The sequence below is a fragment of the Cobetia crustatorum genome, from assembly GCF_000591415.1.
Classification (GTDB): domain Bacteria; phylum Pseudomonadota; class Gammaproteobacteria; order Pseudomonadales; family Halomonadaceae; genus Cobetia; species Cobetia crustatorum.
In genome coordinates this window covers 1-14,197 of the sequence record NZ_JEMF01000103.1, presented here as the reverse complement: position 1 = coordinate 14,197, position 14,197 = coordinate 1, and the positions used below count along the sequence as shown (strand labels likewise).

The window sequence follows — 14,197 nt, the reverse complement described above, 5'->3', positions numbered from 1 at the left end:
TCACGCGCAGCGTGTCGGTATCGCTGACGATCGATCCACCCCATCGCCCGCTGCAGCACCAAGGTGCGTATCTGGCTGGCCAGCGAGTGGCGAATACGCAGCGGATGGCGTGGATCGACCAGGTTATCTTCGAGCGCCTCGATCACGCCACTGCTGTCGAGGGCTTCGCGCAGCAACAATGCGCCGCTGTCGCTGGTGGTGCGGTGGCCGCTCAGCTCGACACGGACAGAGCCGTTGCATGAGGGCGTCCAGGTCGTTAGGGTTTCACCCATGGCGAGTGGTCCTCTTGAATCGTGTTCTGACAGGAACATCCTGATTCTACAAGAGAAAACCACTCGCCATCTTCGTTTTCAGGTCGGCCTCATGAATAAGCCGGGTTCATGGAGCCTTGGCAACTTGTCGCCATCATGATGAGCCTGGCACTCGCCAGCTATATCCAGACCCTGACCGGTTTCGCCTTCGGATTGATCGTGATGGGCCTGCTGGCGACCCTCGATGTGCTGCCCATCGAGAGCGCCGCGTTGCTGTGTACCCTGCTGGGCCTGTTCAACAACGGGATGGCCATGCGCGGGCACTGGCGAGAGATCAATCCGCGTCTGGCACGCCGCCTGCTAGTCACCAGCCTGCCAATGTTGCCGGTGGGCTATTTCCTGGCAGTCTGGCTGGGCAGCGAAAGAGCCCCTCTGTTGGGCATGTTGCTGGGCATCGTCATCCTGATCGCCTGTCTCGCCCTGCTGGCTCAACCGGGCCCGCGTGCCACGACATCGCCACGCAGGCACTTTCATACCGCGGGTGTGCTGTCAGGCCTGATGGGAGGATTGTTCGCGGCCAATGGCCCGCCTCTGGTGGTCGTGCTCTATCGTCAGCCGATGACCCTGATCGCCATACGCTGCACGCTGTTCGGTGTCTTCATCGTCACCGGCATCGTGCGCATGGGCCTCAGCATCGCGGCCCCGGGGCGTATCGGCGACACCCTGCCCCAACTGCTGCTCGTGGGTCTGTCGGGCGCCCTCGTCGTGATGCTCTTCACCGAGCTGGCACGCCGCTTCCCGCCGCCCTTGAGTGACAATCGTCTACGCCAGGTCGCCTATGCCATTCTGCTGGTCTCGAGCGTCAATCTGATCATCAAGGGCCTGATCTGATGTCTCAGCCCCCACCAGCCCATGACGCAGCTGATCCAGCGGGCGATGAAGGCTTCATCGAACTCTCGGAGAACACGATTGACGCCATCAAGGCAGCGGGCAGAAAGCTTGATGAGGACGTGCAGGCGGGACGACTCCCGGCGGGCAGCTCGCGCTGGATGATGGCGCCGTCGGGGGAGCGCTTCTGCATTCGTCATTCCGGCCCTGCCCTTGATGAAGAGACGGATGACGCACCTGAGCCAGGCGCTGACATGCATCGCCAGTCACTGATGATTCGTTGCTGGCATCGGCTGCTGGCTCGCGTGAAGCGCGCAGGCATTATGCGAGGCTGACTCATCGACTAGAGCCCTCGATAAAGCCCTCCATACAGCCTGCAACAAAAAAGGGACTGCCCATGGGCAGTCCCTTTCGTTTGCTTCATGGCCTCAAACGCAGTCGATCACTCCACCGTGACACTCTTGGCCAGGTTGCGCGGCTGATCGACGTCGGTGCCCTTGAGCACGGCGACGTGATAGGAGAGCAACTGCAGCGGCACCGCGTAGACGATCGGCGCGAGGAAGCGACACACGCCCGGCACGGTGACTACGTGAACACCTTCACCGGCCTTTAAGCTGACTTCCGGGTCGGCGAACACGAACAGCTGGCCGCCACGGGCGCGAACTTCCTGCAGATTGGACTTCAGCTTCTCCATCAGGTCATCCATCGGCGCGACCGCCACCACCGGCATGTCTTCGTCGATCAGTGCCAGCGGGCCGTGCTTGAGCTCACCGGCCGCGTAGGCTTCGGCGTGGATGTAGGAGATTTCTTTGAGCTTGAGCGCCCCTTCCATGGCGATGGGATACTGGCTGCCACGCCCGAGGAACAGGGTGTGGTGACGATGCATGAACTTCTCGGCCAGCTGCGCGATCTCACCATCCAGCGCCAGGGATTGCTCGATCACGTGCGGCAGGTCCTTGAGGCGCATCAGCAGCTGACGGCTCAGCAGATCATCCGTCTGACCATCGCCCTTGGCCTGACGCAGCGCCAGGGTGGTCAACATCAGGGCCACCAGCTGGGTGGTAAAGGCCTTGGTGGAGGCAACTCCGATTTCCGGCCCAGCGTGAGTCAGCAATGACAGGTCGGATTCACGCACCAGCGAGCTGCCCGCCACGTTGCAGATGGCAAGGCTCGCCAGATAGTGACCAGCCTGCGGGCCTTCACGGTTGAGCTTCTGGATGTCGCGCAGCGCCGCCAGCGTATCGGCGGTCTCGCCGGACTGGGACAGAGTCAGGAACAGCGTCCCCGGTGCCGCGACGCGCTCGCGATAACGGAATTCCGAGGCCACCTCGACCTGCGCCGGAATGCCCGCAACCTCTTCCAGCCAGTAACGCGCCACCATGCCGGCGTGATAGCTGGTACCACAGGCGATGATCTGTACCTGGCGTACATCGGCGAACAGCTGTGTCAGGCGCGCCACATCCACGCCCTGCTTGCCGCCCTCGGCGCCGCTTTCGTTGCCAGCGCTGGCGGCGAGGAAGGAATGACGCGAGACATCGAAGGCCTCCAGACGCACGCCCTGCGGGTCCAGTCGCTCGGCCAGCGTGCGCGACAGTACACGCGGCTGCTCCATGATCTCCTTCATCATGAAGTGGCGATACTCGCCCTTGCCGGCAGCTTCGACGCTATGTTCGTAACGCACCACTTCACGCGTGACCGGTGTCAGCTCATCGCGGTCGCCGGTACGTTCCAGCACCTGGATACCCGCCGGCGTGATGGCGACCATGTCGCCTTCATCGAGATAGATGAAGCGATCGGTCACCGGCAGCAGCGCCAGCGGATCGGAGGCGATGAAGTGCTCATCGATCCCCACGCCGACCACCAGCGGGCTGCCCTGACGGGCGCCGACCAGCAGTTCGGGGTTGCGCTGCTCCATCACCGCCAGCGCGAAGGCGCCATCGAGACGCGCGGTAACCGCATTGACGGCTTCCGGCAGTGCCAGACCGCTGCACAGTTCGCGATCGACCAGGTGCGCGACCACCTCGGTGTCGGTCTCGGAAGTGAAGACATAACCGGCGCCTTCCAGCTCGCCGCGCAGCGCTTCGTGGTTCTCGATGATGCCGTTATGCACGACAGCGACCCGCTCACTGGAGAGATGCGGGTGCGCATTGTGCTGGGCAGGACGCCCGTGGGTCGCCCAGCGGGTGTGCGCCACGCCGATGGCGCCGGACAACGGCGCCTCACGCAGCTCGTCTTCCAGCGCACGCACCTTGCCCACGGCACGCGCACGACGCAGTTCACCGGCAGGGTCGATGACCGCCACGCCGGCGGAGTCATACCCGCGGTATTCGAGGCGATGCAGCCCCTCGATCAGAATCTTGCTGATATCACGCTGAGCCAGACCGGCAACGATGCCACACATGAGAAATTCCTCTACTGCGTGCCACCCTCATGAAGGAGGATGGCACGACTGAATGGATGTCTTTCAGGGAGTGCGTACGCAGATCAGGTACGCGTGCTGAATCTTTCAGCGACGTTCAATGCCTGCTTGAGCCTTGATGGCTGAGCATTGATGCTTGAGCACTGACGTTTGAGCAATGACGCCTGGGCTGTGATGGCAGGCCGCAAGCTCAAGCCTGATTCAGCAGCAGGGTGTCACCGCGACCGACCGCGTAGTACATCAGGCCAGCGGCCTTCATGGCGGCGGGCTCGAACAGGTTGCGGCCATCGACCACCACCGGGAAGCCGAGCTGGGACTTCAGCCACTCGCCGTCCAGGGTGCGGAATTCCTTCCACTCGGTGCACACCACCAGCGCATCGGCACCCTTGACCGCCTGCTGACGGTCCGCGACCAGCACCAGGTCGTCGCGCTCGCCGTAAATACGGCGGCATTCCTTCATGGCTTCCGGGTCATAGGCCTGCACGGTCGCGCCAGCCGCCCACAGCGCTTCCATCAGCGTGCGGCTCGGCGCGTCGCGCATGTCATCGGTGTTGGGCTTGAAGGCCAGACCCCAGACAGCGATGGTCTGGCCCTTGAGGTCGCCATCGAAGGCCCGCGACAGCTTGTCGAACAGCGTGACCTTCTGGCGCTTGTTGACGGACTCCACGGCGGTCAGCAGCTCGGCGTCATAGCCGATCTGGCTGGCAGTACGTGCCAGCGCCTGGACATCCTTCGGGAAGCAGGAGCCACCATAGCCACAACCGGGATAGATGAAGTGGTAGCCGATACGCGGGTCACTGCCGATGCCGCGACGCACTTCCTCGATGTCTGCACCCAGGCGCTCGGCCAGGTTGGAGATCTCGTTCATGAAGCTGATCTTGGTCGCCAGCATGGCGTTGGCGGCGTACTTGGTCAGCTCGGCGGCGCGCACATCCATGAACATCAGCTTTTCATGGTTGCGGTTGTAGGGCGCGTAGCATTCGCGCATGCGCTCACGCACCGCTTCGGAATCGGTGCCGACCACGATGCGCGCGCCACGCGTGAAGTCGTCCAGCGCCGCGCCTTCCTTGAGGAATTCCGGGTTGGAGCAGACATCGAAATCGACGCTTGCACTACGGTCCTTGAGCACGTCCTTGACCCGCGCCTTGACGCGGTCTGCCGTGCCCACCGGCACGGTGGACTTGTCGATGATGACCTTGTAGTCATTCATGTGCTCGCCGATGGTGGTGGCGACGGACAGCACGTACTTGAGGTCGGCGCTGCCGTCTTCATCCGGCGGCGTGCCCACGGCGATGAACTGGAGCATGCCATGCTCGACGGCTTCACGCGCATCGGTGGTGAAGTTCAGGCGACCGGCTTCCACGTTGCGCAGCAACATGCCTTCCAGGCCCGGCTCATAGATGGGAATCTCGCCCTGCTTGAGCCCCTCGATCTTGGCGGAGTCTACATCCATGCACACTACGTCGTGGCCGACGTCGGCCAGGCAGGTACCCGTGACCAGACCGACATAACCGCTTCCAAAAATCGTGATCTTCATTGATGTCATCCTTGCTGGCCTTGTCGCCAGATCGTGTCGTGATACTCAAAGTGAAACGAGGCAATGGCGGCAGAATCTCGTGCACATCTGACGGCTTTTCAGCGGCAATCGAGGCGGACTTCAGGCATTTCGCCGTAAAGTTCTGTTCCCTCAAGACTCCCTCGAGACTGCCTAGAATCTCTCTCAAGAGATGTCTTCGCAGGCGGAATTTCCCGCCTTCATTGGCCGAAAAAGAAATGCCGACAATGTCCTGTGCAAGAGGATTCACCCCCATTGAACAGCGATATTTCGTGACAGCGGCGCGAAGTTACCCAACCCACGGGCCAGAAGGCTCGCAGGTGAATGCAGGTAGACTGCAGGTAGCTCGCAGGGAAAAGACGCGCCGCTTGAGTCAGTGACGGGCAATCATCGCTGCCCAAAGTGTGGCTCTGTTATAAAGCAACTTCGTGAAAAGTCATCCTGTCGGGCGCAATATGATCCGAAACATGACCCTATATAACTTGTGACTTATCTTTCTGATCCTGCCTGTCGCAACTTCCCTGATATGCCGCTTGATCAATTGACTACCCGGGCGGCAATGGCCATCTCATGGATGGCCATGCCTTCGCGCTAGAGTCGTCATCAAATCAGAACCGTCAGTCAATGAGAGCCATCAGCGGCGCGGCAGCCATCAGCGAAAGTAATGCTTCGCGAAGGTCGCCAGGTGGCCATGCTTCATGGCGACCGGCGCCTTGCGCAGGAAAAAGGCCAATGACAACGGCGAGAAACGACTGCCGGTGGCGCGGGCAAACATGCGCCCCTTGGTGCGCGCCTTGGCCGGCGTGCTGTAGAAGTCGCTGCCGGAGGTGACCCCCGCATGGGCGACGATGCCCAGATTGGCTCGCATCAGACGCGCGCCCTGACGACGCGCATCGCTCAGCACGATGAACTCCTCGCCGGAGGGCTGATCAGTGCCCAGGCCGAACTGCTCATCGAAGCGTGCATGGAACTGGCAGAGATCCAGCGCCATGTCGACCGAGCGCACGCGCGCCAGTGACATCAGGCTGTGGGCCTTGAAGGACACCGGCGGCGCGGGCCGATCCGGGTCCCGCTCATGCAGCGGGAAGGCCTTGACGTGGGGGAAGCTGATCGCGGCCGCTTCGGTGCAGGTGAAGGCTTCCATCACCAGCGCGACAGCCTGGGGATGCAGCTCGATGTCGTCATCCAGCACATAGGCGTAGCGCGTGGCACAGGCGGCCAGCGCCGTGTTGCGACTCTTCGACAGACCCCGCCCGTCGATCGCCAGGTACTCGAAACGGCTATCGAAATTGGCCAGCGCGTACTCGCGGTATTGCTCGCGGCTTGCAGGGTCTGACAGCTGATGCACGATCAAGAAGCGCGCCCCGGGCAGCGCATCATGACGCGGCACGCTGTAGAGGCCGTCATCCAGGGTCGAGATCAGGAAGGTCAGCTCCGGCACCTGGCGACGCGCGCTGTCATCCACCTGGCGTGCCCCGACCAGCACGCGCGGGCGCGAATCGAGGGTCGGCTGCGCGCTTGCATTGGCGTGGCGGGGAGCCGCCGTGGATTCGGTGGAAGGTGTCGCGGACGCCGCGACATCCTGTTCAACGATGTTTTGCATAACCGTTCACCGCGTAATGGACAAAGTTGCGACTGGCGCTGACCACATCCATCCCCAGCACCTCACGATACAGACGCCACTGATAGGCGGCGGCCTTGAACTTGTTGGACGACACGCTGCTCTCGCGACGCGTATAGCGCGCCAGCGGTTCCGGCATGCCCTGCGCCGGGCCCAGCTGACCGATGATGATCAGCCACAGCGCCAGGTCCTGACGCTTGCGGATCGTCGGCATGTAGAAGCGCCCATAACGACCGGCGTCATAGATGGCGGTCAGGCAGCCGATGGAGTTGGAGCGCAGCATGTCGTCACGCGTCAGCCGCTCGGGCGGCGCGAAGTACGAGACGTGCTCGCCCTGCTCATCGACCATCTCGTAGCCGGTGTAGGAAAGCCCGGCGCCGGTGTCCTGCATGAAGGCGATCTGGCGTTCGATCTTCTCGGGCAGCCAGGCATCGTCGGCATCCAGAAAGGCGATGTAGCGGCCCTTGGCCTCGGCGATGGCACGGTTGCGTGCCCGGCCCGGGCCACCGTTGGTGTCGGTTTCCAGCACGCGGATCTCGACGCCAGCGGAGTCCAGCGCCGCGAAGTCGTCACGCAGACGACTGGCGGCACCATCCGGCGAGGCATCGTCGCTGATCAGGATCTCGCGTACCGGCTCGCTCTGGGCCAGTACCGAGTCGACGGCGGCGTGCAGGCGGCGGTCATAGCCGTAGTTGGGCATGATGACGGAGACATCAGCCATGGGCCTTCTCCTCAAGCAGCTGTCGCTGAATGCGACGCGAGTGTGTGTCTGGGCGCGTGTCGGCGGATGAGTCCTGACGCGCCTGCTCGGTAGTCGCCGCATCGCCGGGCGTCGGCGGCGCGAGACGCGAGATCAGACGCTGATATTGCGGCAACACCGCGTGCGCGCTGTAGCGATCAAAGCTCTGCCAGGCACCGCTTGAGAGACGCAGCAGAAGCTCGTCATCGAACTCGAGGCGCGCCAGCTCGTGGGCCAGCTCGGCGATGATGGCGGCATCCTCACTGCCATCCGGCTCCGCGCTGAGCATCCCGTCGCGGCCATGCTCGATCAGCGCCAGCGGACCGGAACGCACCGGACGCGACAGGCACGGCAGCCCCTCACGCTTGGCCTCGATCACGTTCATCGGCAGGCATTCGCGCTCCGAGGTCAGCAGCAACAGGCGTGCACGCCGCAGCTCGTGGGAGACGTCCCTGAGCGCGCCGGTGAACAGCACCTGAGTGCCGGCAGGCACCGTGCTGTCGTTGGCGCCCTGGAAGACGCGCAGTCCCAGCTCGTTGCATAGCGCCAGCAGGCGTTCACGCTCCGGGCCGTCACCGACCACCACCAGGCGGCCGCGACGATAGCCGGAATCCGCGAAGGCACGAATCGCCAGATCGAGGCGCTTGATCGGCGCCAGACGCCCGACCATCACCACATCGACCTGATGCTCGCAGCCGCTGCGTGCCTCGTCCGCCTGCTGGTCATCCAGATAATTGGGAATCACCGTCGGCGTGAGGCCGCGGCGACGCCAGCATTCGGCATCGACCTCATTGAGTACCTGCAGCACGTCGAGGTGGCGATAGGCCAGCTGCTTGACAATGCGCTTGGCACGGCGGTCGTGGTGATAGGCGCTGTGCTCCTGGGCGATGATGCGCGTGCGCGGACGCGGGCGCCCCTCGCCATCGACGCCACCGGTGCCGCGTGCCGCCAGCTGCGCCGCCAGATGGAAGGCGAAGTAGCCACTGACCATCACCTCGATCCGCTCCTCCAGCATCAGGCGACGCAGATGCGTCACCCAATGGCGGAAGTTCTGGCGCGTGCCGGTGGCGGGCAGCCCGAGGGTGCGATATTCGACACCCTCCAGACGCCCCCAGTAGGGCTCGCCTTCGCGCACCGAGACCAGCGTGACCCGGTGGCTGGCGCTCAGATCCCGCGCCAGACCATGCATCACCTTCTCGACGCCACCACAGGCACTGATGTCCTGAATCAACAGAGCGACATGTGCCATATCAGGCTCCTCGCACGACAGGCTCGCTGTCGTGAGCGGCAGTCGCGCTGTTGTCGCCGGCAGGCGCATCCGCGGCCATGGTATCGGCCGCTCCGGCATCGGCCGGCGCAGAATTGACTGGCGCAGCAGTGGTGGCAGTGGCCACCGGTGCCGGGAAGGCAGCGTCATTGAGCTTCAATTCACGCTGGCCCCAGACGCCGGCACGTCCCGGTGCACGACGCAGGAAGTCGCGCGTGATATCGGCGGTGATCGCCAGCTTCTCGGCGATGACCTTCTCGGCCAGCGCCGGGAAGGCCTTGTCGGCGACCAGCTGTTCGATATCGGCCACGATGCGCGCCGGGTCGAAGTTCTCGATGTCCTGCACGCTGTCGCCGAGACCGAAGTCACGCATGATGCCCGGCGCCTTGGGGCCGCAGTAGGACAGCGCGTAGACCGGCGTGCCGGACATCAGCGCGAAGATGACCGAGTGGAAGCGGGTGCCGACCAGGAACTGGGCATCGCGGTAGAGATCGACCAGCGCATCCGGGCTCGGGTCGCCCTGCACCAGCTCGATACGCGTGGCGAGGTCTTCGCCGCCTTGTGCCGCGGCCAGTGCCTTCTGCAGGTGGTCGAACACCAGCTGGGAGATGCGCTGGTCATTCTCGATATCGGTCGGGCCCAGCACGTGCGGCACCACCAGCAGGCGTTCGATGCCCAGACGCTCGCGGGATTCCAGCAGTGAGCGCGACAGCACCTCGACACGCTCGGCGAAGGCTTGCTGATCCAGCCCCCACCAGTCGCGCAGGGTGATCACGGCGTACGGCGAGGCCACGCCATTCGGCGCCTTGACCGCGGCATGCTCGTCGCTGCCACGCGGGGCCATGGCGAAGGCCATGTCGGTACCCAGCAGGGCGTGCGGCAGTTTCGGGTCGGCCTTCTGGGTCATGGCGTGGGTGATTTCCTCACGCGAGACCACCAGGCAATCGCTCAGGGTGCGCAGGAAGAAGCGCTCCTGGGCCGGGGTCTTGAACGGGCCGAAGGAGTGACCCAGCAGCAAGACGCGCTTGCCGGCCTTGCGGGCCAGCATCACCGGCGCCAGATAGCCGATCAGCGCCAGCCATGAGGACAGCGTCTTCTTGAAGCTGCCGTTGTGGAAGATATGACCGCCCTTGACGACCACCAGGTCCGCGGCGTCGATGATGTCGTTGCCACTCTTGCCCTGCTTGCCGAACATCATCTTGGCGCCCAGGCCAAGCAGCGAGGTCACGAAACGCAGCTTGTCACGCATCGGCGGCATCAGCGGCTGGCCGACGGTGACGCGTTCACGGTAGCGGCGACGAATATGGCGGAACGGGCCGCGCTCGGTGGCGAACACCTGATCATCGATGGGCAGGATGTCGATGCGGTGGCCTTCGGCCTTGGCCACGCCGGCGCCGGAGACATCGCTGCGGCCCTGTTCGGCATCGATCAGCTGATCGAGGAAGTCGATGGTGCCCATCAGGATGGCGGAGTCGCCCTTGTTGTCGTCATGCCATCCGTGCGTCATGCATATCTTGGCCATGCTGTTCGTCCTTCTGTCCGTAATGTCGCGATTCGAACGCGCGATGCCTGAGGGCTGTGTCTGCATGCCCGGCATCGCCGTCATGTCATCAACCGGAAGGCATAGATGCTGACCTTCCGATTCCTGCTGCGCTCGTGAAGCCCGGTCAGGCTCAGGCACTCGCCGCAGCGTTGTCTTCGTGTGCCTTGCCGCCGCGGGAAAGTGATGGCTGGAAGAGGATCGCCATCGCCAGCATCACCACTTCGGCGGCGACCGGCACACACAGGAAGAGGCTGTAGAGATCGACGCCCAGAAGGCTGCCGGTGTCGCCGGACGCGTTGCCCAGCGAATGGTTGAGCGCCGCGATCGCAAGGCCCCCGCCGACCACCAGGGTGGCGCCGGTGCTCTGGCACAGCAGGCGCTTGCCGTTGAGGCGCAGCGCGGCCAGACGCGTGAAGGCGCAGGTGACGAAGGCGTGCACCAGATAGACCAGCGCGAAGGCGCGCAGCGTCAGGGTCAGGCGCGGGTAGGCACCGCTCAGGAAATGTTCCGCCAGCCACGGCGCGATCAGCGCCAGCCCTCCCGCCACCGGCAGCGCGAAGCCACTGGCGATGACCAGGTACTCCTTGAGGCGCGCATCGCCGTGGGTGAGCTTGGGCAGGTAGTAGCGATACAGGCTGGTGGGGAAGACATAGAGCGCGAACACGATGGAGGTCACCACCGAGACACTGGCCACCTGAGCGGGCGCAAACGCCAGCCCGGCCAGAATCACCCACGCCTGCAGGTAGGCGAACGACATCAGGTTGTTGTAGAGAAAGCCGCGACCGCGCGCGAAATCGGCCTTGCTCGGCAGGCGACGCTGGCCCGCGCCCTCTTGACCCACGCCCTCATCGCCCGCCGCCGCGTCGGCCTCGGCCCGGGCATCCGCTAGCGCATCACGCGACAGCCACATGCCCAGCGCCATCACGATGACCAGCGCGATGGCGCTGACCATCACGAAGGTCGGCACCGGCGCCAGGCCGAACATGCCGGCGGGGGTGGTCATGTCAGCGCTGAACTCGGCGCCGGTCACAAGCTCGACGCCTGATGATAGAGCGCCGGCCCCGCGGCGCAGGCGACCGCGATCGCCACCGCCAGCGAGATCATCACCGTCATCAGGTTGACGCGACCCAAACGCTCCTGGCGCTGCAGGCGCGAGTTGATCATCTGCAGGCCGACCTGCTCCGCCGCGGCGCGCAGCGCACAGAAGGCGAAGATGAAGGCCGACAGGCCCAGCAGCGGCGCGATGCCGACGGCGAAGCCGATCGCCAGCAAGGCATACAGCGAGATGCCGACGCCCATCCAGCGGCGCAGTGCCGGCGCGCTGGCGCCGTCGCGGGTGACCAGCAACACCTCGTTGCCGCCCATGCGCGCCAGTACGCCCAGCAGTACCGCGTAGTTGAGGGCCAGCGCGTATTCACCGAAGGCCTCCGGCGCCACGCTCGCGCCAGCAGCAGGCCCGCGGCGGAGGACAGGCCGCGCGCCATCAGATTGAACAGCGAGAAGATCAGCGCTTCGCTCATGACTGGCCTCCGTTGCCGACGACCAGGGCTTCATCGCTGAGGAAATAGAACTCGTAGTTGTTCAAGAAATCGTGGTCCTGATTGCCGGCCGCCACCTTCAGCGACATGAAGAACAGCGCCATCATCAGCACGCCGCTGATCAGGCTGGGCAACAGCTTGTCGCGGAAGTGCTCGATCACGTCACAGATGACGAAGATGGCGAACGGCAGGAAATAATAGCTGGCACGTGCCACATGCTCACCGTAGGTGATGAACAGGGTGTAGAGCGCCACGCCGATGAACATCAGGTTGAAGGCCCAGGGGTCCAGTGACAGGCGGAAATGCTTCCACAGCACCAGGGTGCCCAGGCAGATCAACAGGTAGATGACGTAGAGCTTCTCGCCACCGCCGGAGAAATCCTCGAAATAATGCGCATAGAGGCCCAGCGCGCTGAGAATGCTCTTGGCCAGTGGCCCGGCCACGAAACACAGTGGCAGCAGCCCCAGGTAGAGCCAGAACGGGTAGGCACGACGCAGCAGCGGATAGATCACCAGCAGGGGTAGATACAGTGCCAGGGTGTAGTGGAAGCTGGTGCCGACAAGCATCAGCACCAGCGCGGGCAGCCGCATGCCGCGCTCCAGACACGCCATCGCCAGCATGAACAGCGCAATCGCCACGTGCTGCTTCACGAACCCGAAGGCCGACAGATAGATCAGCGGCAGGCAGACGAAGAACAGCAGGCACCAGGCCAGATTGCGACGGCTCATCACCAGTGCCGAGACGAAGCACGACACGTAGAGGATGGCGGTGATGATGAAGAACAGCTGCGGCTCGCCCCAGGCCCGCGCCATGCGCGCTAGGGCAGCAGGTGCGGGCTCGAGAAAGCTCAGGTCGACCTGCCAGGTGGCCATCTGGCGGTACGAGAAGTAGTCGTACCCTGCGTCGTAACGCAATGCCATGAACGCCAGACACAGCCCACCGACCAACCAGGCACCCACCATGCGGGTGCGCTCGTTGGCGGCCAGCGGCAGGATTGCCACCAGCAGGGCCATGAAGCCGACGTAATAGCCACTGACGGTCAGCATGCTCAGCGTGCCCCGAAGCCGGTCAGCATGGTCTTGATGGTACGGCCGACGATCAGCAGATCGAGCCATACGGAGAAGCGCTTGATGTAGTAGAAGTCGTGCTCGAGCTTCTCGCGGGTCTCGTCGGCGTCAGAGGCATAGCCCTGAGTGACCTGTGCCCAGCCGGTGATGCCCGGACGGACCACGTGACGGTAGTTGTAGAACGGAATCTGTTCGGCGAATTCATTCACGAACTTGACCTGCTCCGGACGCGGGCCGATCAGGCTCATCTCGCCCTTGAGCACGTTGATGAACTGCGGCAGCTCATCGATGCGGGTCTTGCGGATCACGCGACCGATGCGGGTCACGCGCATGTCATTGGCCTGGGCGAACTGGGCGCCGGTCTTCTCGCTGTCGTGGCACATGCTGCGGAACTTGAACATGCGATACGGACGACCACCCTGGCCGACACGTTCCTGGACGAAGAACACGCCACCCGGCGAATCGAGGCGGATCAGCACGGCGGTCACCAGGCAGATCGGCAGCACGAACGGCGCCACGGCGAGCACGGCCAGCATGTCGAACAGACGCTTGAACAGCTCATATTCACTGTTGGGGGCCAGCTGACCGAAGCTGTTCTCACGCACCTGATCGAGCTCGACACGACCGGTCAGCGACTCGCGGACTTCGCTGGCGTCATAGACCGGGATGCGATGCAGCACGCAGTTGGCCAGGAAACGCTGCCATTCTGCCGGCATCTCGGCTTCCAGGTCGGCGACCACGCCGTTGTAGCGATCTTCGCCGAGATCCGGCGCGCGCATCAGATTCCAGCGTGCCCCACGGGTGGTGAACAGGCTGCGGTAGTCACCGAAGGGCACCACGGCCAGCTTGCGGATGCGGGTGCGCTGCTCGGCCCAGAAGCCGATGGAGCAGATCAGCATTGCCGCCAGCCAGGAGCTGCCGAGCACGAGGCGGCTGAAGCGCAGATCCAGCGCGATCAGCACGCTCATCGCCAGCAAATAGCTGATGGTGATGGCCGGCAGCACGTAGGCGAAGGCCTTGGCGCCGGGGTAGCGCGACATGTGACGAATCGCCTGCAATGCGAGCAGGAAGCCGCCGCTGGCGGCGATGACACTGTGCATGCGCATCTCGCTGACCCACGGGCGCAGGCCATTGATCAGCAGCAGCGGGACACCCACTGCCAGAATCAGACCGACGATGGCCTGACACAGCGAGTTGAACATCAGTCGCTCGTACATGCGGGAGTGGCGCTGACGCCTTCCAGCCCGGAGCTTGCATGGTTCGTCGTGGTATTCATATGCCGTTACCCCCTTGGCTTGCGTTCGTGTTG

12 protein-coding genes and 1 pseudogene are annotated in these 14,197 nt (G+C 63.9%); 2 read left to right on the top strand and 11 right to left on the bottom strand.

From position 1 onward, the window contains the following. Positions 1-311, bottom strand: a pseudogene (locus BF12_RS0116455) (transposase); the annotation flags it as partial. Positions 312-380: 69 nt separating this feature from the next. On the opposite strand from BF12_RS0116455, the gene BF12_RS0116450 reads away from it, so the two are divergent. Both BF12_RS0116450 and BF12_RS0116445 read left to right on the top strand, forming a co-directional pair. After that, positions 381-1,142, top strand: a complete 762-nt coding sequence (locus BF12_RS0116450; RefSeq protein WP_024953213.1) for a sulfite exporter TauE/SafE family protein — start codon at positions 381-383, stop codon at positions 1,140-1,142. Then, positions 1,142-1,474: a hypothetical protein gene (locus BF12_RS0116445; protein ID WP_024953212.1), complete on the top strand. Its 333-nt coding sequence runs from the start codon at positions 1,142-1,144 to the stop codon at positions 1,472-1,474. Before BF12_RS0116450 ends, BF12_RS0116445 begins: the two co-directional genes overlap by 1 nt. Before the next feature lie 107 nt (positions 1,475-1,581). On the opposite strand, the gene glmS is transcribed toward BF12_RS0116445, so the two are convergent. From glmS to BF12_RS22515, 10 genes are all read right to left on the bottom strand, one after another. Continuing rightward, positions 1,582-3,540: a glutamine--fructose-6-phosphate transaminase (isomerizing) gene (glmS, locus tag BF12_RS0116440; protein ID WP_024953211.1), complete on the bottom strand. Its 1,959-nt coding sequence runs from the start codon at positions 3,538-3,540 to the stop codon at positions 1,582-1,584. A 208-nt stretch (positions 3,541-3,748) separates the two neighbouring features. Beyond that, complete coding sequence (locus BF12_RS0116435) at positions 3,749-5,095, bottom strand: UDP-glucose dehydrogenase family protein (protein ID WP_024953210.1); 1,347 nt, start codon at positions 5,093-5,095, stop codon at positions 3,749-3,751. A gap of 670 nt (positions 5,096-5,765) precedes the next feature. After that, positions 5,766-6,716 (bottom strand): glycosyltransferase family A protein, encoded by a 951-nt coding sequence (locus BF12_RS0116430; RefSeq protein WP_024953209.1) that lies wholly within the window; start codon positions 6,714-6,716, stop codon positions 5,766-5,768. After that, on the bottom strand, positions 6,700-7,455 hold the full coding sequence (locus BF12_RS0116425; RefSeq protein WP_024953208.1) for a glycosyltransferase family 2 protein: 756 nt from the start codon (positions 7,453-7,455) through the stop codon (positions 6,700-6,702). Before BF12_RS0116425 ends, BF12_RS0116430 begins: the two co-directional genes overlap by 17 nt. Then, complete coding sequence (locus BF12_RS0116420; protein ID WP_024953207.1) at positions 7,448-8,722, bottom strand: glycosyltransferase; 1,275 nt, start codon at positions 8,720-8,722, stop codon at positions 7,448-7,450. Before BF12_RS0116420 ends, BF12_RS0116425 begins: the two co-directional genes overlap by 8 nt. A 1-nt stretch (position 8,723) precedes the next feature. Then, a complete protein-coding gene (locus BF12_RS0116415; RefSeq protein WP_024953206.1) occupies positions 8,724-10,262 on the bottom strand; it encodes a polysaccharide pyruvyl transferase family protein in 1,539 nt (512 codons plus the stop codon). A 151-nt stretch (positions 10,263-10,413) separates the two neighbouring features. Next, a complete protein-coding gene (locus tag BF12_RS0116410; protein ID WP_169734546.1) occupies positions 10,414-11,286 on the bottom strand; it encodes a polysaccharide biosynthesis protein in 873 nt (290 codons plus the stop codon). Between the two features lie 23 nt (positions 11,287-11,309). Then, positions 11,310-11,720, bottom strand: a complete 411-nt coding sequence (locus BF12_RS0116405; RefSeq protein ID WP_024953204.1) for a hypothetical protein — start codon at positions 11,718-11,720, stop codon at positions 11,310-11,312. 79 nt (positions 11,721-11,799) lie between these two features. Continuing rightward, a complete protein-coding gene (locus BF12_RS0116400) occupies positions 11,800-12,867 on the bottom strand; it encodes an EpsG family protein (protein WP_024953203.1) in 1,068 nt (355 codons plus the stop codon). 2 nt (positions 12,868-12,869) lie between these two features. Next, positions 12,870-14,090: a sugar transferase gene (locus BF12_RS22515; protein WP_084488185.1), complete on the bottom strand. Its 1,221-nt coding sequence runs from the start codon at positions 14,088-14,090 to the stop codon at positions 12,870-12,872. Between the last annotated feature and the right edge of the window lie 107 nt (positions 14,091-14,197).